This window comes from Streptomyces sp. NPDC032198 (assembly GCF_040636975.1).
GTDB lineage: Bacteria > Actinomycetota > Actinomycetes > Streptomycetales > Streptomycetaceae > Streptomyces.
In genome coordinates, this window is the sequence record NZ_JBEZVL010000004.1 from 584128 (window position 1) to 607042 (window position 22915).

Annotated in this window: 19 protein-coding genes and 1 pseudogene; 6 read left to right on the plus strand and 14 right to left on the minus strand. The window is 69.8% G+C overall.

Annotation, left to right across the window (positions count from 1 at the left end; genetic code table 11):
• Positions 1-43: 43 nt before the first annotated feature.
• The 7 genes from AB0E78_RS13735 to AB0E78_RS13765 form a co-directional block, all read right to left on the minus strand.
• Positions 44-1930 (minus strand): family 20 glycosylhydrolase, encoded by a 1887-nt coding sequence (locus tag AB0E78_RS13735; RefSeq protein WP_361831787.1) that lies wholly within the window; start codon positions 1928-1930, stop codon positions 44-46.
• Between the two features lie 162 nt (positions 1931-2092).
• Complete coding sequence (locus AB0E78_RS13740; RefSeq protein ID WP_361831637.1) at positions 2093-2359, minus strand: DUF4235 domain-containing protein; 267 nt, start codon at positions 2357-2359, stop codon at positions 2093-2095.
• Complete coding sequence (locus AB0E78_RS13745) at positions 2356-2790, minus strand: DUF3618 domain-containing protein (RefSeq protein WP_361831639.1); 435 nt, start codon at positions 2788-2790, stop codon at positions 2356-2358. The genes AB0E78_RS13740 and AB0E78_RS13745 overlap by 4 nt, the downstream gene beginning before the upstream one ends.
• A complete protein-coding gene (locus AB0E78_RS13750; protein WP_361831789.1) occupies positions 2787-3158 on the minus strand; it encodes a phage holin family protein in 372 nt (123 codons plus the stop codon). Before AB0E78_RS13750 ends, AB0E78_RS13745 begins: the two co-directional genes overlap by 4 nt.
• A 141-nt stretch (positions 3159-3299) precedes the next feature.
• Positions 3300-4283 (minus strand): YihY/virulence factor BrkB family protein, encoded by a 984-nt coding sequence (locus AB0E78_RS13755; protein WP_361831641.1) that lies wholly within the window; start codon positions 4281-4283, stop codon positions 3300-3302.
• 64 nt (positions 4284-4347) lie between these two features.
• Positions 4348-4548, minus strand: coding sequence for a hypothetical protein (locus AB0E78_RS13760; protein ID WP_361831643.1), 201 nt, complete (start codon positions 4546-4548; stop codon positions 4348-4350).
• Positions 4549-4654: 106 nt separating this feature from the next.
• A complete protein-coding gene (locus tag AB0E78_RS13765; protein ID WP_361831645.1) occupies positions 4655-4828 on the minus strand; it encodes a hypothetical protein in 174 nt (57 codons plus the stop codon).
• Between the two features lie 306 nt (positions 4829-5134).
• On the opposite strand from AB0E78_RS13765, the gene AB0E78_RS13770 reads away from it, so the two are divergent.
• Positions 5135-5956 carry an SDR family oxidoreductase gene (locus AB0E78_RS13770; RefSeq protein ID WP_361831647.1) on the plus strand — a complete coding sequence of 274 codons (822 nt, stop codon included), beginning with the start codon at positions 5135-5137 and terminating at the stop codon, positions 5954-5956.
• An 8-nt stretch (positions 5957-5964) separates the two neighbouring features.
• On the opposite strand, the pseudogene AB0E78_RS13775 reads toward AB0E78_RS13770, so the two are convergent.
• From AB0E78_RS13775 to AB0E78_RS13800, 6 genes and pseudogenes are all read right to left on the minus strand, one after another.
• Positions 5965-6384 (minus strand): annotated as a pseudogene (locus tag AB0E78_RS13775) (GtrA family protein); the annotation flags it as partial.
• A 94-nt stretch (positions 6385-6478) separates the two neighbouring features.
• Positions 6479-7975: an SDR family NAD(P)-dependent oxidoreductase gene (locus tag AB0E78_RS13780; protein ID WP_361831649.1), complete on the minus strand. Its 1497-nt coding sequence runs from the start codon at positions 7973-7975 to the stop codon at positions 6479-6481.
• Between the two features lie 70 nt (positions 7976-8045).
• On the minus strand, positions 8046-9335 hold the full coding sequence (locus tag AB0E78_RS13785; protein WP_361831651.1) for a wax ester/triacylglycerol synthase family O-acyltransferase: 1290 nt from the start codon (positions 9333-9335) through the stop codon (positions 8046-8048).
• A 280-nt stretch (positions 9336-9615) separates the two neighbouring features.
• The gene (locus tag AB0E78_RS13790; protein WP_361831653.1) at positions 9616-11967 is read right to left on the minus strand and encodes a GH92 family glycosyl hydrolase; all 2352 of its coding nucleotides are present in this window, start codon (positions 11965-11967) and stop codon (positions 9616-9618) included.
• 141 nt (positions 11968-12108) lie between these two features.
• Positions 12109-12837, minus strand: a complete 729-nt coding sequence (locus tag AB0E78_RS13795) for a hypothetical protein (RefSeq protein ID WP_361831791.1) — start codon at positions 12835-12837, stop codon at positions 12109-12111.
• Between the two features lie 93 nt (positions 12838-12930).
• Positions 12931-15540, minus strand: coding sequence for a PA14 domain-containing protein (locus tag AB0E78_RS13800; RefSeq protein ID WP_361831655.1), 2610 nt, complete (start codon positions 15538-15540; stop codon positions 12931-12933).
• A gap of 203 nt (positions 15541-15743) precedes the next feature.
• Between AB0E78_RS13800 and AB0E78_RS13805 the strand changes: the two genes are divergently transcribed.
• The 5 genes from AB0E78_RS13805 to AB0E78_RS13825 all read left to right on the plus strand — a co-directional run bounded on the left by AB0E78_RS13805 (position 15744) and on the right by AB0E78_RS13825 (position 21692).
• The gene (locus tag AB0E78_RS13805) at positions 15744-16757 is read left to right on the plus strand and encodes a LacI family DNA-binding transcriptional regulator (protein ID WP_361831657.1); all 1014 of its coding nucleotides are present in this window, start codon (positions 15744-15746) and stop codon (positions 16755-16757) included.
• A gap of 154 nt (positions 16758-16911) precedes the next feature.
• Positions 16912-18009: an ABC transporter substrate-binding protein gene (locus AB0E78_RS13810; RefSeq protein ID WP_361831659.1), complete on the plus strand. Its 1098-nt coding sequence runs from the start codon at positions 16912-16914 to the stop codon at positions 18007-18009.
• Position 18010: 1 nt separating this feature from the next.
• Positions 18011-19531, plus strand: coding sequence for a sugar ABC transporter ATP-binding protein (locus tag AB0E78_RS13815; protein ID WP_361831661.1), 1521 nt, complete (start codon positions 18011-18013; stop codon positions 19529-19531).
• 179 nt (positions 19532-19710) lie between these two features.
• Positions 19711-20673 (plus strand): ABC transporter permease, encoded by a 963-nt coding sequence (locus AB0E78_RS13820; RefSeq protein WP_361831663.1) that lies wholly within the window; start codon positions 19711-19713, stop codon positions 20671-20673.
• Between the two features lie 29 nt (positions 20674-20702).
• Positions 20703-21692: an ABC transporter permease gene (locus AB0E78_RS13825; RefSeq protein ID WP_361831793.1), complete on the plus strand. Its 990-nt coding sequence runs from the start codon at positions 20703-20705 to the stop codon at positions 21690-21692.
• On the opposite strand, the gene glgC is transcribed toward AB0E78_RS13825, so the two are convergent.
• Positions 21693-22913 carry a glucose-1-phosphate adenylyltransferase gene (glgC, locus tag AB0E78_RS13830; protein ID WP_361831665.1) on the minus strand — a complete coding sequence of 407 codons (1221 nt, stop codon included), beginning with the start codon at positions 22911-22913 and terminating at the stop codon, positions 21693-21695.
• Positions 22914-22915: the final 2 nt, after the last annotated feature.

A 22915-nucleotide genomic window follows, 5' to 3' on the forward strand; every position in this document is an offset into this window, starting at 1 on the left:
GAATCTCGGGGGCGAATCTCGGGGCGATGGGACCAGGGGGCGGTCAGTGTGTGGTCAAGGTCCAGGTGGCCGGGGTCCGTTGATCCGCCGGATACTGCTGGAGGCTTCCGTCCTCGGCCGCGTACACCGACATCTGGGTGATCGCGTTCGTCAGCCGGTAGCCGTCCGCCGCCTTCGTCAGCTGCCAGCGCTGCAAGGTGTTCGCCGCGTCGCACGTCTCCCGTGTGACCGAACTTCCGGGCTCCAGGGGCACGTTGAGCGTGAGCTTTCCGCTGCGGGTCTCCAGGCAGGTGCCGCCCGCCGTGGACTTCAGCGTGAGGTAGCCGTCGCGGGTGCGCTTGATCTCGTAGGCGGCGGGCTCCGCGTTCCCCTTGGTGTCGCGCAGGGTGTACGTGCCGTCAGCCACCCTCGGCTTCGTCAGGTCCCGCCAGCCGGGCGCGTGTCCGACGGACTCGGCGCGCGCGGCGAAGCCTGCGTACGTCGGGTCCGGCTGCGCGGAGCCCCAGGTGACCTGGGCGATGTGGCTGAGCGGCATCACCATGGAGGCCGCGACCTCGTTCTCGGTCTCGCCCCGGCCGTTGTCCGGCCACAGGCTGATCTTCGCCCCGGTGACGCCCTCGGGAGACGCGAGCTTCTCGCCCTCGAAGCTGCGCGGGTCCCACGCCTTGTCGTACAGCGCCTTGGTGTCGGTGTGGAAGCCGCCGCGCACGAGGTAGAGGGAGTAGGCGGCGTTCTGCAACGGATGGCCCTGGGAGATGAGTTGGCTCGGCTTGGTCTTCACGTCGAGCCAGTGCTCCACGCTCGTGCCCGCCGCGACCGGCACCGTGTTCGCGCCGGTCAGGCCGTCGTTCCAGATGCGCAGCTGCTTGCCCTTGCCCGCCGTGTAGGCGTGCACCCGGTTCACGAAGTCGACGAAGGCGTCCTGCGGGGTCGCGTTCTCGCCGTACTTCTTCTTCGCGTACTCGAGGATGTGGGGGTACTTGGCGAAGTCGGAGCCGAGCATGTACTCGTCGGCGCCCATGTGCCAGGACTTCGCGGGGAACACCTCGGCGTACTCGTCGATCAGGCTCGTGTAGTACGCGAAGGCCTCGTCCTGGGTGATGTCGAGGCGCGAGGGCTGCCGCTTGCCGTCGGAGTCGGTGAGCTGGAGGTCGGTGCGCTTCTCCAGCCAGGGGTCCATATGGCCGGGCGAGTTGATCTCCGGGATGATCGTGACGTGGTACTTCTCTCCGAGGGCGACGAGGCGGCGTATCTCGCTCTTGGTGTAGTAGCCCCAGCTGTTGGCCTCGGGGTGCTTGTCGCTCTTCACCTTGAGTTCGAGGAGCAGCTGGTTCTGCTTGTCGTACGCCATGTCGCGTACGAGGTTCTCCAGCCAGGGCGTCGAGATGTGGATGTAGCAGGCGCAGACGCCGACTCCACGCTCCTTGTACCGAGGCACGTCCACCGTGCGTCCGGCGGGTACGCGGTCGCTCCGGGCGAGGAGTTGGAGCAGGGTGCGGGTGCCGTAGAAGGCTCCGGCCCCGGTCGCTCCGGTGATCTCCAGGCGTTTGCCCGCGCGGAGTTCGTACCCTTCGGCGCCGAGCGTCTTGTGCCGGGGCGCGACGTCGATCACGATGTCGCCGTCGCGCGGGGCGCCGCCGGTGACCGGCACCCGGCCCCTGCCCGCGGCGCGCAGATCGTCGGCGAGGGTGCGGGCGGCTTCGCGCGCAGCGGGCCCGTGCGCGACGAGCCGGGCGCCGGGGCCGTAGGCGTAACTCCCCTTGCCCGGCGTCCAGTCGGTCAGGGCGGGGACGGTTCGGGGCGGGTCCGCGGCGGGCTGCGGGGCACCGGTCGCCCCGGCCGCCGGGACGGGCGCCGCGAGCAGCAGCAGGGCCACTGCGGCGCCTCTCCACCGGCGTAGCCGCGCACGGGGCGCGACCATCATGCGCATGTCAGTCATGACATCCGATGATTCAAGCGCCCCGCGAGGGTGTCAATGCATTGCCCGCAGCCGGGACTTGGACATTTGCGCCGCCCTGCGCAGATCCATCGGATGAATCCCGGCGCTGTCGGCGGGCGCTCTGTCGGCAGAGCCAGCAGGGGCCGGCCGGGATCAGCCCGGCCAGGCGCCCGTCAGTCTGCGCGTGGCGACCGCGCCACCCCGGTCGACGGCCGCCTTGACCACGGCGAAGATCGCACCCTGCAACGTGGCCGCCAGCAGGATCTCGCCCCAGCCGCGGTCCTCGTCGGTGGCGTCGGGCGCGTCCTCGTCATGGCCTGCCATCTTCCACGCCTGCTTGAACAGCCCGCCCGCGGCCACACCGGCGAGCGCGCCGAGCGCCATCCCGACGGGCTTGTACGCGATCTTCGATGCCTTCACACCGCGCTCCCGTGCTTCCGCTTGCGCCGCACCAGGACGTACGTCGCCACCAGCGCCACGCCACCCGCGATGAAGGCCGTACGACGGTTGCGGACCTGCTCCGGCGCCTTGTCCTGCCACACCTCCGAGGCCTGTTCTGCCACGGCCTTCACCTGCCCGGTGGCGGCGGCGGCCTTGTCCTTGACCTGGTCGGGCACCTTGTCCTGGAGCACATGGGCGGCCTCGGTGGCCTTCGCCACGGCCTGCCCGCTCAACTCGGCGGCCTTCGTGGCCGTCTGACCCTTGATCGCGACCGCCTTCTCCTGCGCGCGGGCCTTGACGTCCGCCTTGGCCGCCAGCGCCTCGACCGTCTCTCCCAGGTCCTGGCGGGTCTGCTCGACCTTGTCGCGCAGTTCCCCGGGGGCGGGGGTGTTCTTGTCGGGCTGGTTCATCGCTGTGCACTCTCCTTGATCTCTGCGACGTCGGCCTTCACGCCGTCGATTGCCTGCTCGGGGATCGGCGGGGCGGCCCGGCCGACCTCCTTCTTGCCGGTCATGGCCAGTACCGCGGCGATCAGACCGAGGACGGCGGTGACGATCAGCCCCGCGGCCCACACCGGAAGCGGCACGGCGAGCGCCGCGATCGCGGTGGCGACAAGAGCCTGCAGGGTGAGGAAGCCGACGAGACCGGCTCCGCCGAACAAGCCGCTGCCCTTGCCGTAGCGCCTGGTCTTCTCCTTCATCTCCGCCTGCGCCAGCCGCATCTCGCCGCGTACCAGCTCCGTGAGCTGCTGCGACGCGCGCTGCACGAGCTCGCCCACCGGCTCGCTGTGGGTGGCGGTCTGTCCGGCGCTGTCACGGCCGGTGGTGTGCGGGCCTGTCTGGGCCATCGTCATCAACCTCCTGTCTGTTCAGCGGCCGAGTACCCGAATCTCCGGGATCGGCACATGGTCGCTCGTGCGTCACTCGTCCATGCGACGACGGTCCTGCTCGTCCCACGCACTGGTGTCGCGGGGCGGTACGTAGGGCTCCTCCTCGGGGGGCAGGCCACCGGCGATGGCACGCTGCCGGGACAGCTCCGCGTCAAACTCCAGGCCGAGCAGGATCGCGATGTTGCTGAGCCACAGCCACACCAGGAAAATGATCACTCCGGCCAGTGCGCCATAGGTCTTGTTGTAGGAACTGAAGTTCCCCACGTAGAAGGCGAATCCGGCCGAGGCGATCAACCAGATCAGCAGGGCGACCACGCTGCCCGGGGTGATCCACCTGAAGCCGCGGCCCTTCACGTTCGGCGTCGCCCAGAACAGCAGCGCGATCATGAAGGTCACCAGCACGACGAGTACGGGCCACTTCGCGATCGCCCACACCGTCAGCGCCGCGTCGCCGAACCCCAGAGCCGAACCCACGGTGTGGGCTATGCCGCCGGTGAACACCACGATGAGCGCGCTGATGACCGCCAGGGTCAGGAGCACCACCGTCACGCCCACCCGGATCGGCAGCACCTTCCACACGGGCCGCCCCTCGGGCATGTCGTAGACGGCGTTGGCGGTGCGGATGAACGCCCCCACGTAGCCGGACGACGCCCACACCGCGAGGACGATGCCGACCACAGCCATCAGAGAGCCGACACCGCCCCGGCCCTCCAGCTGCCGCACGGCGTCGCCGATGATGTCCCGTGCCGAACCGGGCGCGAGTTCCTCGAGGCTCTTGAGGAGCCAGTCGATCGCCGACTTCCCGACCACGCCGAGCAGGGAGACAAGCACCAGGATCGTCGGGAAGAGCGACAGCACCCCGTAGTAGGTGAGCGCCGCCGCCCGGTCCGTCAGCTCGTCGTCCTGGAACTCCCGGATGACGCCGGTGAGCACCGCCCGCCAGGACCGCTTGGGCAACTGTGTCGGTTCCTCCGGCGCGCGGTCCACGCTGCCGGTATCCGCTGTTCCGTCCATACACCCCGGAGTAACCCGCAACCGCCGGGCCATGCGCGACCAGGCCCGTTCTCCTTCCGCGGGGTCATGGTTCGCCCTGCGCGCGGCGGCGCAGTTCCGTACGGGCCGCCGCGGTCTTCAACCGCGGATGGAAGTGCAGCCGCACGGACAGGCGGATCAGGCGTCGGCGCAGCACGGTGCGCCCCGGCTGGTCGGCCAGCCGTCGGTAGGTGGCGGTCCACTCCCGTTGCATGCGTACGAGGTCGTCGGGGAGGGGGTGGCTCATACCTTCGACTAGATCATGTGTTCGATTTTGAAGGCAAACGGCGCCACGGCAACGCCGCGCGCCCCCGGCCGGGATCGGCAGGGGGCACGCGGCGAAAGCGGAGGGATCAGTCGATACCGGGGAGGATGTGCGGCTCCGCGAGGTCGTCCTCATAGCCGGCGAGGCGGATCGGAGCCGCCTTTGCCCACGAGTCCAGGTTGCTGAGCTTGCGTGGTCTGCCGGCCCGCTCACTGCCGCGTTCCGCCGGTCGCTTTTCCTGCTTCGTCAGATCTGGTGTCACCGCGCACTCCTTTGTGTCGCGTAACGGAAGGACAAGGGCTGTTCGGTCGCGGTGGCGCCGTTGTTCGGGCGGGATCGCGGCCATGGTGGCGAGCCTGTCCCGGGGCGGCCAAGGGGCGCTTGTGGATCCCTGGAGACCGTCCGTTCGCCTCACATTAACCAAATGAGCGCGCCCGCGCTCTATGGGTTCCGCCGATGGAGTGGATTTCGGACAGTTGATCCCGGTGTGGGGGTGGCCCGCGGGTCGAAAAATCTCCAACGGGTCGACCCCATGGGCCTTTCCAGGCCTCCATGGGACCGTACGGGGATGACTTCTGCCCAGGCACGGGACGGCGCGGTGGCCCTGGTGACCGGCGCGTCGCGCGGCATCGGGCTCGCGGTCGCGCGGGCCCTCGCGGAGTCCGGACACCGCCTGGTCGTGACCGCCCGCGCACCGGACGCCCTGGACGCGGCGGTGGCCGGACTGCGCGCGGACGGCGCGGAGGCCGTCGGGTGCGTGGGCGGTGTGGCCGATTCCGGTCGGGCGGAGGAATGCGTGGCTCTCGCGCTGCGGGAGTTCGGGCGGCTCGACGTGCTGGTGAACAACGCCGCGACGAACGCCCCTTACGGCCCGCTGATGGACGTCGACCTCACCCGATGGCGCGAGGCCTTCACCGTGAACGTCGAGGCCGCGCTGCGCCTGACGCAGCTCGCCTGGCGGGCCTGGATGGGCGAGCACGGCGGCGCGGTGGTGAACATCTGCACCGAGGGTGCGTCCCATGTGGGCCCGAACGTGGGCGCGTACGGCACCAGCAAATCGGCGCTCCTGCACCTGACCGCCCAACTCGCGGGCGAACTGGCGCCCTTGGTGCGGGTCAACTCCGTGTCCCCCGGCCTCATCCGCACCGAGATGGCCCGCTTCGTATGGGACGGCGCCGAGAAGCAGCTCGCCGCGAGCCTCCCGCTCGGCCGCATCGGCGAGCCGGAGGACGTGGCGCGGGCCGTGGCATGGCTGGTCTCGGACGCGGCCGAATGGGTGACGGGGGCCGATGTCCTGGTGGACGGCGGGACCCGGGTGCGGGCCGCCGCCGGCACGACCGCCCCGTACGCCGTGCACGAGCGGCTGCGGGCCACGACGGGCGAGGTCTGACGCGGCGGCCGGGCGAAGACGACGAGCCGCAGCACCAGGAACCGGCCGACGCCCGCGAGCCCGGAGGCGCCGAGATACACGGCCTGCTCGCACAGGGCGCCGGGCTCCGGACGGAGCTGGTGCAGGGCGGCGATGGACAAGGTCGTCACGGCGTAGGCGGCCGCCGCCGTCCCGGCGCTCTGCAGGTGTGTGCGCACGCGGCTCGCGCTGCGCACACCGAAGGTGAACCGGCCGTGCAGCTCGGTGGCGAGCACCGTCGACACCAGGGTGATGAGCGCGTTGGCCACGGCCCACGGCATCCAGGACACCAGCAGGACGACCGCGCCGCTGGAGGCGACGCCCACCCCTCCTCCGCACAGCACGAACCGCGCGAACGTGACTGAGGGGCCCGGGGACACGGGAAGTCGGCGTGCCGCTGTCTGCGTCATGGCGGTAACCATACGGACGTCTATGACGCTTGTATAGGTCGCCTGTATAAGACGCCCGTTTATCGACGGTGGGCGGCCATCGGCCGCCCACGGCCTACCACTTGCCGGGTGCGTAGTCCTTCAGGAAGACACCGAACAGATCCTCGCCCGCCTCGCCCCGCACGACCGGGTCGTAGACCCGGGCCGCGCCGTCGATCAGGTCCAGCGGGGCGTGGAAGCCCTCGTCGGCCAGGCGCAGCTTGTCGTAGTGCGGGCGCTCGTCGGTGATCCAGCCGGTGTCGATCGACGTCATGAGGATGCCGTCGGTCTGGAACATCTCCTGGGCGCTGGTCCGCGTCACCATGTTCATCGCGGCTTTCGCCGCGTTCGTGTTCGGGTGGCCCGCGCCCTTGTAGCCGCGGCCGAAGACGCCCTCCATCGCCGACACGTTGACGACGTAGGAGCGGCCGCTCGCTGCCTTCTTGGCGGCGTCGGCCATCGCCGGACGCAGCGCGCTGATCAGGATGAACGGCGAGGTGTAGTTGCAGAGCTGGGTCTCGAGGAGCTCCACCGGGGAGATCTGCTCGATCGTCTGCACCCACGTGTTGCTGTCGACGACGTCCGGGACCAGACCGCCCGCGTCGATGGCGGTGCCATCCAGGTGCCGGGCGACGCTGGCGTTGCCCGCGACGAGGGCGAGGTCGGCGACCTGCTGCGCCTCCAGGCCGCTGGTGCCGACGGGCAGCGCGGCGAGGCCGTCCACGGCGCCGGAGTTGAAGGCGCCGATGACGGAGTGGGCGGGCAGCTCCCCGGCGGGCAGCGGCGCGCTCTCCCCGTCGACCAGGGCGGCGTACGCGGAGGGCAGGCGGCGCACGGTCTGCGTCGCGTTGTTGATCAGGATGTCGAGCGGACCCGCCGCGGCGAGCCGCTCGGCGAGCTCGACGGACTGGGCCGGGTCGCGCAGGTCGATGCCGACGACCTCAAGACGGTGCAGCCAGTCGGCCGAGTCGTCCATCGCCTTGAAGCGGCGGATGGCGTCCTTGGGGAAGCGCGTCGTGATGGTGGTGTGGGCGCCGTCGCGCAGGAGACGCAGCGCGATGTACATGCCGATCTTGGCCCGGCCGCCGGTGAGCAGTGCGCGCTTGCCGGTGAGGTCGGTGCGGGCGTCGCGCTTGGAGCGGTTCAGGGCGGCGCAGTCCTGGCACAGCTGGTGGTAGAAGTAGTCGACTTCCACGTACCGGGTCTTGCAGGTGTAGCAGGAGCGCGGGCGCTGGAGTATCCCCGCGATCCGGCCCTCCTCGGTCCGTGAGGAGGGCAGCAGACCCTCGGTCTCGTCGTCGATCCGCTCGGCGGAGCCGGTGGCGGTGGACTCGGTGACCGCCTTGTCGTGTGCGGTCTTGGCGGCCCGGCGCTCCTGGCGGCGGCGCTGCTTCACGGTCCGGTAGATCCCGGCCGTGGCCCGGCGCACCGCGATCGCGTCGGGGTGGTCGACGTCGAGCTTGTCCAGCTCGTCGAGCACGCTGAGGCAGACGGCCAGCCGGTCGGGGTCGATGCCGGGGCCGAACGCCTCCGCAGGTTCGGCAGCCTCCGGGCCGCCTTCTGTCACCGTCATCGCCGCTGTCCTCGCGTCACTCATGCCGCGGCTCGTCTGGGTGACCGCGGAAGCTCCAAAGAAGAGAACTTTACGTAGCGACGGGCCCCTCTACCAAACGCGGACGGTTTACGCACGCATCGACGAGCCCCGCGAGCTCCTCCCGCACGCTCCGCGCCAGAACATCCAGGTCCGGCACGGCGGCTGCGTCCGCGACCAGACCGAAGTGCACCCGGCCCCGGTACGTCGACACCGCGACGGCCAGTGCCTGCCCCTGGGCGAGCGGCGCGAAGGGGTACACGGCGGTGAGCGGGCAGCCGCCGAGCCGCAGGCCGAGGCTGGGCAGCGGGACGCTGGTCACGAGGATGTCGAAGAGCAGCCGGGCGGCCTGCGCGACGACGGGACCGCCGATGCGGTGGCCGAGCGGCGGCACATGATCGGCGAGCAGGGCGACCGCGCCCGCGCCGCGTCCCGGCCCCGCGTCCTTGTTGCGGTCCATGGCGGCCCGCACCGACCGCAGCCGCGCGACCGGGTCCGGATCGCCGACGGGCAGCCGGACCAGATACCCGGAGAGCCGGTTGCCCGGCGGCTGCGCGGTGCGCGGCCTGCGGCGGGAGACGGGCACCAGGGCGCGCGGCTCCACCCCCTCGCTGCCGTCGCCCCGCTCGTCCAGCCAGCGGCGCAGGGCTCCCGCGACCACGGCGATGAGTACGTCGTTGACGGTGCCGCCCACGGTCTTGCGCACCCGGTGCACGTCGTCCAGATCGAGCAGCACCCCCGCGGTACGCCGCGTGCCGGTGGCCTGCGACGTGAGGGCCGCCGATGACCGTACGCCCCAGGTGGCGCGGGCGACGGACGAGCCGATGTCCAGGGCCTGCCCCACGTCGCCGACGGTGTCGCGGACCAGGCCCGGCAGCTTGCGCGGGTCCGGCAGCCAGGACCACCGGGAGGGCTCCGGCACGGCGGGCGCCGGGCGCGCGGCGGGCAGATCGGTGGGGTCCATGACGGCCGCGGCGAGCATCAGGGCGCGCAGTCCGTCCGCGAGGGCGTGGTGGAACTTGAACAGCACGGCGAAGGAGGTGCCGTCGCCGCCCGGCAGCACATGCGCCTCCCACGGCGGCCTGTCGCGGTCCAGGGGGCGCTGCATGAGCGCGCCCGCCGCGGCGTGGAAGTCCCCTGCGGGCTCGGCCAGGCGGACGTGGTCCAGCGGGTCGAAGGCGGGTGCGGCGGCGCGGACGGCCCCGCCGACCGGAAGCCAGACGGACCGGATCCGCAGCCGCAGTCCCGGCACGGCGGCCGCGCGTGAGGCGAGCAGCTCGGCGGCGCGCTCGGCCGCGTCCGGAGAGTCGGCGTCGAAGACGCCGAGGGCCCCCAGATGCATGGGGTGTTCCGCGGACTCGATGTTCCAGAAGGCGAGGTCGAGAGGTGCGAGCAGGTCTGAGGGCTCAGCGGACAGAGGTATCAACGGGCTGCTCTCGCGTCGAGGACGATGCGGGGGATGGCACGAAGGTGCAGTCAATCGCCGTTGCGCGACTACGGTCAAGTACGATCAAGCTACGCTCAGTTAACAACAGATTAAGGCCCGCCTCTCTGGGAGAGGCGGGCCTCGTGGTGCGCAAGTGGCGTATCGATTACGTCACTTCAGCGGGGGACGGGCGGTGTCACTTCAGCGCGGGCGGTGCGGCGTCCTGCGACGTGCCCCACTCCGAGGGCTTGTCGCCCACCGTGAAGGACAGTTCACGGGTGTCGCGGATGTCGTCGGTCGTCAGGTACGTCTTGCCGTAGTCGGCACCGTCCGCGCGTGCCGACTGGATGTACCGCCGGGTGTCCGAGGTGCCCGGCGCCTTCACCGTGAGACGGCCCTTCGGGTAGTAGCGGCGGTCCAGTGTCAGGTCGACGCGCTCGAAGACGGGCGTCGACAGACCCCACGTGTCCGTGCCGGGCTGCACCGGGAAGACGCCGATCGAGGACAGCACGTTCCAGGCGGACATGGTGCCGAGGTCGTCGTTCCCGGTCATGCCGGTCGGGGCGTCCGTGAAGAGCGTGAGCGCGGCGTGCACGACATCAGTGGTCTTCCACGGCTGGCCCGTCGACAGATAGGTGTACGGGGCGATGAGGTCGGGCTCGTTCTGCGGGTTGTACTTGTCCGCGTTGTAGTAGTCGTACGGGCCGTTGACCCACACCTCGCGCGCCGTCTTCGCCGGGTCCTTCAGGAGCTGCTCGTACGCGAAGAAGGAGTCGAGGCGGTCGTTGGCGGCCTTCTTGCCGCCGATGAGGCCGACCATGCCGGGCAGGTCCTGCGGGACGAGCCACTGGTACTGCCAGGACGTGCCCTCGTGGAAGCCCTCGCTCTTGGCCGGGTCGGCGGGACCGGTGAAGGCGCCCGCGGCGTCCCGGGCACGGAAGAACCCGGTCGAGCTGTCGAAGATCTTCCGGTAGTTCTGCGCACGGTCCGCGTAGCGCTTCGCATCGGCCTTGTGCCCCAGGTCGCCGGCCATCTGACCGAGCATCGCGTCCGAGAGCGCGTACTCCAGGGTGGCGGAGGCGCCGTGGTCGAAGTCCGAGTCGCCGGGCTTGGCGTGCGGGCGGCCCTTGATGTACGGCGCGAAGCCCTCGCTCAGATACTCCTTGTTGGCCTCGCGGCCCACGGGCGCCGAGTCGGCGGGCGGCACGCCGTCCGCGTTCTTCTTCAGCGCGCGGTACGCCTCCTCCTCATGCCCCTTCAGCAGACCCTGCTGGTAGGCGTTGGTGAGGAAAGGGGTGACCGGGTCGCCGGTCATGATGTTCGTCTCGACCGTGCCGTAGCCCCACTTGGGCAGCCAGCCGCTCTCCTCGTCGATCTTCAGGACGGAGAGCGCCATGTCCCGGGACTCGTGCGGCGCGAGCAGGGCGAGGAGCTGCGCCTGGGTGCGGTAGGTGTCCCAGAGGGACCAGTTCTGGTAGTAGGTGAAGCCCCCGTCATCAGCAGTGCGGTGCGTCTTCTGGTCCCAGCCGGTGTACCGGCCGTCGACGTCGCTGCCGATGTTCGGCGCCAGGAACGAACGGTAGAGGGACGAGTAGAAGGTGCGGCGCACGGTCTCGCTGCCGCCCTGCGCCTGCACGTCGTCGAGCCGGTCCTCCCATGCCCGCTGGGCCGCCTTCTCCACACGGTCGTACGAACGCCCGCCCTCCGCCCGGAGGTTGAGCGCGGCGCCCTCGGCGTCGACGTACGAGAGGGCGGTGGTCGCCTCGACGGTGCGGTCCTTGGAGGTGTCGAAGCGGACGTAGGCGCCGTTGCGCTCCTCCCCCGCCGACGACGACTTGGAGCCCGCGGTGACGGTGTCGCCCTTCCACGTGCCCGACGTGGTGAAGGGCCGGTCGAAGCGGGTGATCGTGTAGACCGTGTACGGCTTGGTGTCCTGGCAGAAGCCGCTGCCGGTGATCGCCGTGCGGACCGTACGGCTGTCGAGGATCTCGACCTTGGTGCCGCCGGTCTTGTGCAACGACTGGCCCGCGTTGAGCAGGACGTTGGCCTTGTCGGTGGCGGGGAAGGTGTAGCGCTGCACGCCGGTGCGCTTGGTGGCGGTCAGCTCGGCGTCGATGCCGGACTTCAGGCCCACCCGGTACGCACCGGGGCTCGCCTTCTCGTCGTCGTGGCTGAACTCCGCCGCGTACTTCGCGTAGTCCGTCTCCTTGACGTCACCCGTGGTGGGGAGCACCGGCAGATCGCCGCCCAACCCGCAGCCCACGCCCGAGAGATGGACGGTGGAGAAGCCGCGGATGTGGGTGTCGGAGTGGTCGTAGCCGGTGTTGTGCCCGGTGTCGGGCGAGAACTGGACCATGCCGAAGGGCACGGCCGCTCCGGGGTAGGTGTTGCCCTCGTTCTCGGTGCCGATGAACGGGTTGACCAGGTCGGTCAGTTGACCGCCCGCCGCCGGGGCAGCCTGGGCCGCCGGAATGGCGAGGGCTCCCCCGAGGAGCGTGGCCGCGGCCACCGCCACCCCCGTACCGCGTAGCCGTTGGGTCCATCTCATGGGTGGGAACGCCTCCTTGGACAACGTTGTCACAGCGCGGAACGCGATCATTCTTCGGTGGTCGCGTCGCAGGCGTCAAGAGGTGGGAGACCTCCGGCTGCCCGACGACGCGACCGTCACGGCACGTCTTGTCCCGTCCTGTCAGCCGGTGTGCAGCCACACCCGCAGCGGTCCGACCGGCGTGAACCCCTGGCTCACCGCCGCGTCGAGGCTCTCCCCGCTCTCGTATCCGACGACGGGCAGGCCGGGCCAGCGGCGGGCGGCCTCTGCCAGGCAGCCTGCCCAGGCGGCCGCCTCGCCGCCCGGCGCGTCATCCGTGGCGAAGAGGTTGGAGATGCCAAGGACCGCATCGCCGGGGCTCGCGATCGCGCCCGCGACGATCCGCCCTGCCGCATGACCGGCCAGGAAGATCGTGGTCTCGCCGTCGGCAAGGAGCTCCGGCCGGAACAGGCCGGTGGGCTCGTCGCCGCCGCTCCACGCCGTCTCCCACGCGGGCAGGGAGTCCGCGCCGCCTAGCGGCTCCCAGCGAACCTCGGAGGATCCGCCCCCGGGGGCCTCGCCCGCCGGGCGGTGGATCCACTGGGCCTCGAAGAGCACCTCGAAACCCCACGGCTCCAGATCGAGGTCGGCGAAGCTGTCCTTGACCGAGCAGCCCGGCGACGCGGTGTCGATGCGGGAGACCACGTCACGTGCATCGGCACCGGCGGTCAGGGTCGCGGCGTCCGGGTACAGCGGCGGCGTCCGCCGCGCGCTGCTCCACACCCCGGCGCCGAACTCCCCCGGCAGTCCGTGCGCGCGGCAGACCGCGTCGCACCATTCGGCGTTGTTGCGGGCCGCGGCGCGCACCCACCCGCTGTTCTCGTCATCCATGATCACGAACTGATGGTGCACGGAGAACCGGCCCGCGTCCACGGGTTAAGCGCTCCGGCCCGCCGACCGGGCCGGAGCGCCACCGCACCCGGGTCAGGAACCCGGGCACCCCGCCGGATCCGGCCGCGACGCGTCGCCGATCAAGGCCTCATGTGCTGCCTTGAGCCGCTTCACGTCGGGCTTGACGACCCTGCGGTCGTAGGTCATCAGACCGTTCAACTCGCCCTCCACATCCGAGATCTGGGTGTAGACGGCGCCGTTGCCCCCCTTGCAGGCGAGGGCGCGCACCTCGTCGAGCTTGGTGAGGTAGTCGTCCGTGTACGTCGCCGGGTCCACGTCGACGTAACTCTGCTGGACGGACCAGGCGTGGCCGGGAACCGCGAGTCCGAGACCGCCGTACTCGCCGTTGATCTGCGCCCGTACTCCGTCGGGCTTGGGCGGCAGGGCCGGGCTCGGGTAGCCGTGCTCGTCCATGATGTCGCCGGTGCCGCCGTCGCGGCCGAGGTTGAGGCCCGACATGCCGTTGACCAGGCGGGTCGGGTCCCAGGCCTTGGCCTGGGTGGCGATGCGGCCCTCGTCGTACTGGCCCCAGCCCTCGTTGAAGGTGACCCACATGACGATCGACGGGTGGTTCGCGTGCTCGTCGATCATCTGTTTCATTTCGGACTCGTACTGGGTGCGCGCCGCCGCGCTCGGACTACGGCCCGCGTCCATCGCCGGCATGTCCTGCCAGACCATCAGGCCCAGCTTGTCCGCCCAGTAGAACCAGCGGTCGGGCTCGACCTTGATGTGCTTGCGGACCGAGTTGAAGCCCATCTCCTTGTGCATCTTCAGGTCGTACGCCAGCGCTTCGTCGGTCGGCGCCGTGTGCAGGCCGTCGGGCCAGAAGCCCTGGTCGAGCGTGGCCATCAGGAAGGTGGGCTTGCCGTTGAGCATGGTGCGCGTCGTGCCGTTGACCTTCTCCACCGCGAGGGAGCGCATCCCGAAGTAGCTCTTCACGCTGTCGCGGCCGACGGTCACCTTCAGGTCATAGAGGAAGGGGTCGTCGGGCGACCAGAGGTGCGGCTTGGCGATCTTCAACTTGAGGGGTGTGCCCGTGCGTCCGCTCGCCTCGGCGACCTTCTTCTTGCCCTCGTACGCGACTGCCTTGACCGGCACTCCGTCGCGGACGCCCTTGGGCTCGACGGTGACCTGCTTGGTGGCCACGTCGGGCGTGATCTTGAGCGAGTCGGCATGGTCGGTGGCCACCGGCTCCATCCACACCGTCTGCCAGATGCCGGAGGACGGGGTGTACCAGATGCCGCTGGGGTCCAGGCGCTGCTTGCCGACGGGCGGGTTCTCGCCGTTCTTGGCGTCGGTCGGGTCATAGACGCCGACGATCAGTTCCTGGGTCTTGCCGGGCTTCAGGGCGTCCGTGATGTCGGCGCTGAACTTGTCGTAGCCGCCCTTGTGCTCGGCGACCTTCTTGCCGTTCACGAAGACCTCGGACTGCCAGTCGACCGCGCCGAAGTTGAGCTTGAGGCGCTTGCCGTCGCCGACCTTCCAGCCCTGGGGGACGGTGAAGGTCCTGCGGTACCACATGCGGTCCTCGTGCCGTTCCAGGCCGGAGAGCTGGGACTCCACCGGGTAGGGGACGAGGATCTTCTCGGCGAGGTTCTTGCCGACCGGCGGCTTCTCGCCCTCCTTGGCGGAGGCGAACTGCCAGGAGCCGTTGAGGTTGCGCCAGGAGTCACGCGTGAGCTGGGGGCGGGGGTACTCGGGGAGCACGTTGCCCGGCTTCACGTCATCGGCGAACTTGGTGCGCAGCTGGTGCTCGGAGTGGTTGGGGCCGCTGCTCCAGAAGGCGGCGACCGCCTTGCCGTCGTCGCCGGCCAGGCCCCCCTTGCCGTCGTAGCGCAGGTCGGCGGTGCCCTTCGCGGTGCCGGTCTTGTTGCCGACCACGGGCTCCTTGAGGCCCACGAGGAGGGCGCGGGAGTCCTTGGGGTCGGCCTTGACGGTGCTGATCGGCCACTTCGCGCCGCCGATGACGGCCTCGATGTGGTCCGCGAGACCGTTCGGAGGCGCGCCGAGCTTCTGGGCGAAGTCCAGCTTCAGGGTGCGGCCGTCCTTGAGGACCGTGGCGGCGGTGGCTCCGTCGTAGTCGAAGCCGTCGGGGAGGCGGAAGGCCGACTGCGGGACGGCTTCCTTGCTGCCGCCGGGCTCGGTCCAGCGCAGGTGGAGGTTGGAGCCGCCGTAGTGCTCGAAGTACTCGACCTTGATGTCGTAGGCCTTGCCGGCCGTCAACTCGACGGGCTGCGCGGTCTGTTCCTTGTCCCAGTCGTCGACCCAGTGGTCGATGGCGAGCTTGCCGTCGACCCAGAGGCGGAAGCCGTTGTCGCCGATCATGGAGAAGGTGTGCGATCCGGTCTTCTCCGGGACGACCTTGCCGGTCCAGCGGACGGTGGCGTCATCCGCCTTTCCGGTGGCGAAGGCCAGGCGGGGGTCGAGGTTGTCGAAGTCGATCTTCTGGTCGAAGCCGGTGGCCTTGAGCTCGTGGAAGTCGAAGGCGCCGGGGGCGGACTGGGTGTAGTACTCGCCCTTCAGGCCGTGGACGTCGGGGGTTTCGTCGGCGGCCGTCGCGGCCGGGACGGCCGTCAGTCCGGCGCAGGCGAGTGCGACGGTGAGCAGCAGTATCAGCCGCTGCCTGACTCGTCTGGGTCTCATGGGGCGCACAGATCCTCCTTGCTTGAAGCGGTGCTTCGAAGGCCGGGGAAGGGGGTGGCGGGCCGCCGCCGCAGTCTGTACAACGAATCTGTACAACGTTGGAAGGAACGGCAGTTGGCATGACAGCACGCTCTCCGGCGCGCTGTCCAGGGTCACGACAATCACCCCAGGACAGGGGTGCACCTCGACGCAGGGAGCTGCACGTGCGGGTTAGCCTCAAGGACGTCGCGGAGCGCGCGGGCGTCTCGATCAAGACCGTTTCGAACGTGGTGAACAAGTATCAGCACGTCACCCCGGCGATGCGGGCACGCGTCCAGGAGGCCATCGACGAGCTGGGCTACCGACCGAACTTGACGGCACGTCACCTGCGTAAAGGCCGTACGGGAATCATCGCGCTGGCCGTTCCGGAGCTGGGCAACCCATACTTCGCCGAGCTCGCGGGCGCGGTCATCGACGCGGCGGCCGAGCACGACTTCACGGTCCTGCTTGACCACACCAGGGGCGACCGTGAGCAGGAGGTCCTGGTCAGTCAGGGCTTTCGCGCCCGGGTCATCGACGGTCTCATCCTGAGCCCGCTGGAGCTGGAGGCGGCCGACCTCCTCGGCCGCGAGGACGACGTCCCGCTGGTACTGCTCGGCGAGCGCCAGTACGACCTGCCCTACGACCACATCGCGATCGACAACGTCGCGGCGGCCCGCACGGCGGTACGCCACCTCATCAGCCGCGGCCGCACCCGCATCGCGTATCTCGGTGCCCGCACGGACTCCGCGAACCGTCCCGCGAATCTTCGACTCCAGGGCTGGCGCGAGGAGTTGACGCAGGCGGGGATCGCCGCGCCGGACAATCTGGTCGGCCCGGTCGGTGGCTGGAACCGCTGGGACGGGGCGAAGGCGATGGCGCGGATGCTCGACGCGGGAGTGCGGCCCGACGCGGTGTTCGCCTACAACGACCTGGTGGCGATCGGCGCCATGCGCGTGCTGCACGAGCGGGGCCTGCGCGTGCCGTGGGACGTGGCGGTGGTCGGCTTCGACGACATCGCCGAGGGGCAGTTCGGGGCGGTCACGCTGACCACGGTGTCGCCGGACAAGCAGGCCATCGCCCGGCTCGCGGTGGCCTCGCTGCTGCGCAGCCTGGAGGGCCCGGGCGAGCCCGAAGGGCGTGAACTGGCCGCGGAATTCCGCCTGGTGGAGCGCGAAAGCACGCTCGGCCGGCGCTGAGCGGTCCCGTCGGCAGCGGAGGCCTCCGTTTGCGCGGAGGGTTTACAGCCCTCTTTCAACGATGTAAAAAGCTCCCCGTACCGCCGAGTTGACCGCAAGTGCCATCCTCCCGTGAGCGCTCTCAGCGCCGGGGCCGTGCCGTTTTGGGGACTCCATGAAGCCGACCACACGCCTTAGCCGTACCTCAGCCAGGACCCTCCTCGCCGCCGGTCTCGTCGCGAGCCTCGCGCTGGCCACCGGTTGCGCCAAGTCCGAGGACGACGGCGACAAGAGCTCAGCGTCACAGGACAAGGGTGATTCCGGCCAGGTCGTCTCGGAGCCGAGCGAGGGCGGCGGACCGGCCTGCGCGATCGACGCCTACGGCGGCAAGAAGCTCGACCTCAAGAGCGCCACCGTCGGCTTCTCGCAGTCCGAGAAGGAGGCCAACCCCTTCCGCATCGCGGAGACGGCGTCCATCAAGGCCGAGGCGAAGAAGCGCGGCGTCAAGCTGCTCACCGCCAACGCCCAGTCGCAGTTCTCCAAGCAGATCAGCGACGTCCAGGACCTCATCGCCAAGGGCGCCGACCTGCTTGTCATCGCACCGCTGAACTCCGACGGCTGGGAGCCGGTGCTGCGCGCGGCCTCCGCCAAGCACATCCCGATCATCACCATCGACCGCAAGATCAACGCCAAGGCCTGCAAGGACTACGTCAGCTTCATCGGCTCCGACTTCGTCGAGCAGGGCAAGCGCGCGGCCGACCAGATGATCAAGTCGACGGGCGGCAAGGGCGACGTCGCGATCCTGCTGGGCGCCGCGGGCAACAACGTCACCACCGAACGCACCAAGGGCTTCCAGGACCGCATCAAGGAGAAGGCCCCCGACCTGAAGGTCGTCTTCAAGCAGACGGGCGAGTTCGCCCGCGAGAAGGGCCAGCAGGTCACCGAGCAGCTCATCCAGTCCAAGCCCGGCATCAACGGGATCTACGCCGAGAACGACGAGATGGGCCTCGGTGCGGTCAACGCCCTCAAGGGCGCGGGCAAGAAGGCCGGCGACGTGAAGATCGTGACGGTCGACGGCACGCGCAACGCCGTGCAGGGCATCGTGGACGGCTGGATCTCCGGCGTCATCGAGTCGAACCCGCGCTTCGGCCCGCTCGCCTTCCAGACCCTGGACACCTTCACCAAGGGCACGAAGGTCTCGCAGGACATCGTCATCAAGGACAGCGCGTACACGAAGGACAACGCCAAGGCGGACCTCGGCAAGGCGTACTGAGATGTCCGACGTCCTCTCGGTCACCCACCTCAGCAAGACGTTTCCGGGCGTACGCGCCCTGGACGGGGTCGACTTCACCGCGCGCGCCGGTGAGGTGCACGCCCTGATCGGCGAGAACGGCGCGGGCAAGTCCACCCTCATCAAGGTCCTGACGGGCGTGTACGCGCCGGACGCGGGCGAGCTGACCCACAACGGCGAACCGGTCAGCTTCGCCACTCCCCTCGACGCCCAGCACGCGGGCATCTCCACCATCTACCAGGAGGTCAACCTCGTCCCCCTGATGAGCGTGGCCCGCAATCTCTTCCTGGGCCGCGAGCCGCGCGGCCGTCTGGGTCTCATCGATTTCCGCCGGATGCACCGCGAGGCGGACGAGGCCCTGCAGCGGCTCGGTATTCGGGTCGACGTGCGCCGCCCCCTGCGTGAACTGGGGGTCGGAACCCAGCAGATGGTGGCCCTGGCCCGCGCGGTCTCGGTCGACGCGCAGGTCGTCATCATGGACGAGCCGACGTCGTCCCTCGAACCCCGCGAGGTCCAGACGCTGTTCGGCGTGATCCGCATGCTGCGGGACCGCGGCATCGCGGTGATCTACGTCAGCCACCGCCTCGAAGAGCTCTACGAGGTGTGCGACACGGTCACGGTCCTGCGCGACGGCAAGCTGGTGCACACGGGCCGGATCGCGGACCTCGACCGGCTCCGCCTCGTCTCGCTGATGCTGGGGCGCGAGGTCGGGGAGGTACGCGAGGAGGGCGTCACCAAGTTCTCCGGAGAACACGCCCCGGAGACCCAACCAGTGCTTCGGGCAGAGAACTTGACGATGCTTCACCACTTGCATGGCGTGTCCGTCGAGATCCGTCCCGGCGAGGTGGTGGGCCTGGGCGGACTGCTCGGCTCGGGCCGCAGCGAGACGGCCAAGGCCATCGCGGGAGCACTGCCGCCGGACTCCGGACGGGTGGTGATAGCGGGCGCGCCGGTCCGTACGGGCTCACCGCCCGCCGCCATCCGCGCGGGCATCAGCCTCCTCCCCGAGGACCGCAAGGCCGAGGGGATCGTCCCCGGCCTCTCGGTCCGCGAGAACATCGCCCTCGCCGCGCTTCCCCGCCTCTCCCGCTTCGGCCTGGTGAACGAGTCGGCGATCGACTCCATCGTGGACACCTTCATGAAGCGCCTGCGCATCAAGGCCTCGGGCCCCCACCAGAAGGTGGGCGAACTCTCGGGCGGCAACCAGCAAAAAGTACTGCTGGCCCGCTGGCTGGCCATGAACCCCAAGGTCCTCCTCCTCGACGAGCCCACCCGAGGCATAGACATCGGCGCGAAGGCCGAGGTCCAGAAGCTCATCGACGAGCTGGCCAACGACGGCCTCGCAGTACTCCTGATCTCCTCCGACATGGAAGAGCTGATCGAGGGCTCAGACCGAGTGATTGTCCTCAAGGACGGCACGGTGATCGAAGAACTCACCGGCGCCCAGGTCACGGAGGACGCCCTCATGCGAGCGATAGCAACAACCGGGAGCCCAGGTGACTAGCCCCCGACCCGCCCGCAGCCGCCAGACCAACCCGAGGGGACGTGCCGGTATGTCCGCCCGGAGCACGGTTCGCAGGACTCCGGTGCCGAAGTACCCATGGGGCCACCGGACGATAGCGAGGACGGACATACCGGCGCGGCCCCGCCTCACCGAGAAGCCAAGGCGCACCCGGAGTACTCATGACTGACCTCGCCCTAGGAGCAAAAGCCGCCGACCGCGAACGCATCCTCCGCTTCCTCCAGAACTACGGCGTATACCTGGGCGTAGCCGTCCTCCTGCTGCTCAACATCGCGCTCACCCCGCACTTCCTCTCCGCCGAGAACTTCCGCACCCAGGCGGTCCAGGTCGCCCCCGTCCTCATCGTCGCGCTCGGCATGGCGCTGGCCATCGGCAGCGAGGGCGTGGACCTCTCCGTCGGCTCCGTCATGGCGCTCTCCACGTCACTGCTCTCCCTCTACCTCGGCTACGGGACATGGATCGCGATCATCGTCGCGGTCATCGGCGGTGCGGTCATCGGCATCGCGAACGGCTCGCTCATCGCGTTCATCGGCGTCCAGCCCATCGTCGCCACGCTGGCGTTGATGGTCGCGGGCCGCGGCCTCGCTCTCGTGCTCCTCCCCCAGCTCAAGGACGTACGCGACCCGACCATGGCCTCGCTCGGCTCCGGCGCCGTGCTCGGCATCCCCTACCTCGTCCTGATCGCGGCGGCACTCGCACTCCTCGTCGCGTTCGTCGTCCGGCGCACCACCTTCGGACGACAACTGCTCGCCATCGGCGACAGCCGCCCGGCCGCGCGCCTCGCGGGACTCCCCGTACGCCGTGTCCTGATCCTCGTGTACGTCTGCTCCGGCGCCCTCGCGGCGATCGCGGGCGTCCTGGCGACGGCCCGTCTCACCGCCAGCGACCCCACCTCGCTGGGCAACCTGATGGAACTGTCCGCGATCACCGCCGTGGTGGTCGGCGGCACCCCGCTCAGCGGCGGGCGCGTACGGATCGGCGGCACCGTCGCGGGCGCCGTACTGATCCAGCTGCTCACCGCCACGCTCATCAAGCACGATCTGCCGCCCTCCTGGACACAGATCGCCCAGGCCGTAGTGATCATTCTCGCCGTCTACGCGGCACGGGAGAGGGGCAAGCGGTGACCGGCACCGTCCTATCCGAGGCCAAGTCCATGAAACCGAGCGACGACGAACCCACCGGCGCGAGCCGCTCCGAGCGTGTCAGCGCACTCGCCCAGCAGCACGGCGCCCTGGTCACCCTGGTGGTCGCCGTCATCGCGGCGTCGGCCAGCTTCGACACGTTCCTGACCGGCGACAACCTGGAGAACATGGCGGTCTCCTCCGCCTTCCTCGCGGTCGTCGCCCTGGGCATGACCTTCGTGATCATCACCGGCGGCATCGACCTCTCCGTCGGGTCGCTGTTCGCGCTCGGCGGGGTCCTCGCGGCCTGGGGCTCGCAGTACGGGACGGCGGTGGCGCTGCTCCTGCCGCTCGCGGTCTGCGGACTCATCGGCCTGGTCAACGGCCTCCTCATCGCCCGCTCCCGGCTGGCCCCCTTCATCGTGACGCTGGCCGCGATGCTGGGCGCCCGCGGCATCCTCCTGTCCATCACCGACGAGGGGTCGAAGACCTATCTGGTCGACAAGGACTCGTTCTTCGCGACACTCGGCCAGGGGAAGGTCCTCGGCGTCGGCGCCCCGGTCTGGATCACGCTCGTCCTCTTCGTCGCCGGCGCCGTGGTCCTGCGCCGCAGCCGCTTCGGCCAGTACGTGTACGCGGTCGGCGGCAACGAGGACGCGGCGGCCCTGATGGGTGCCCCCGTGGCCCGCACCAAGGTCACCGTCTACACCATCTCCGGGCTCTGCGCGGGCCTGGCGGGCGCGCTCAACGCGGCCTGGCTGGTCTCGGGCGTCACCATCCTCGGCTCGGGCATGGAACTGGAGGCGATCTCGGCGGTCGTCATCGGCGGCACGCTCCTGACCGGCGGATTCGGCTTCATCAGCGGCTCGCTCGTCGGCGTGCTGCTCCTGAAGGTCATCCAGAACGTCATCAACCAGATCGGCTCGCTCGACTCCGCCTACCAACAGGTGGTCAGCGGCGCCTTCCTGGCCCTCGTCGTGATCGCGCAGACATGGCTGGGCCGCAGGCGCCGTGTGCTGTAGCTACAGGGGGACGATCTGGCCCTTGCCCAGGGCGATCACTCCCCCCTTCGACACCGTGTAGAGCTCTTCGTCCCGCTCGGGGTTGACGCCGATCGTCGCCCCGGGCGGGACGTCCACGTTCTTGTCGAGCACGGCGCCCCGCACCACCGCTCCCCTGCCCACACTGACGTTGTCGTGCAGCACCGAACCCTGTACGACCGCCCCGTCCTCGATCGTCACGCCGGGCGAGAGCACGGAGCGTGTGACCTGCCCCCGGATGACGCATCCGGGGCTGACGATGGACTCGCTGGCGATGCCGGCGGCGCAGAACTTGGCGGGCGGCAAGCCGCCCGGGTGGGTGTAGATGGGCCAGCGGCGGTTGTCCAGGTTGAAGACGGGCTGGTCGGAGATCAGGTCCATGTGCGCTTCGTAGTACGCGTCGAGCGTGCCGACGTCCCGCCAGTAGCCGTGGTCGCGCGCGGTCTCCCCCGGCACGTGGTTGTCGTCGAAGTCGTAGACCTGGGCAAGGCCGCGCTCGGTGAGCATGGGCAGGATCGAACCGCCCATGTCGTGCTTGGAGTTGTCGTCCTCGGCGTCCTGCTGGATCGCGTCGACGAGGGTCTTCGTGGTGAAGACGTAGTTGCCCATGGAGGCGAACACCTCCTGCGGCGACCCGGGCAGGCCGGGCGGGTCGGTGGGCTTCTCCAGGAACCGGTCGACCCGCCGGCCGTCCCGGGCGGGCGTGATGATGCCGAAGGACGACGCCTCCGAGCGCGGCACGCGGATGCCCGCCACCGTCACCCCGGCGCCGCTCTCGAAGTGCTGGTTGAGCATCTGCCGGGGGTCCATGCGGTAGACGTGGTCGGCACCGAACACCGCGATGTAGTCGGGCTGTTCGTCGTGGACGAGGTTGAGGGACTGCAGGATCGCGTCCGCACTTCCCAAGTACCAGCGCGGGCCCAGGCGTTGCTGTGCCGGGACCGGCGTGACGTAGTTGCCGAGGAGGCTCGACATCCGCCAGGTGGTGGTGACATGCCGGTCCAGGGAGTGCGACTTGTACTGCGTCAGCACGCAGATCCGCAGGATGTCGCCGTTGACGAGATTGGAGAGCACGAAGTCGACGAGGCGGTACGTGCCGCCGAACGTGACCGCTGGTTTGGCCCGGTCGGCCGTGAGGGGCTGCAGGCGCTTCCCCTCACCACCCGCCAGGACTATTCCGAGCACCGAAGGTCCACCGCGCATCG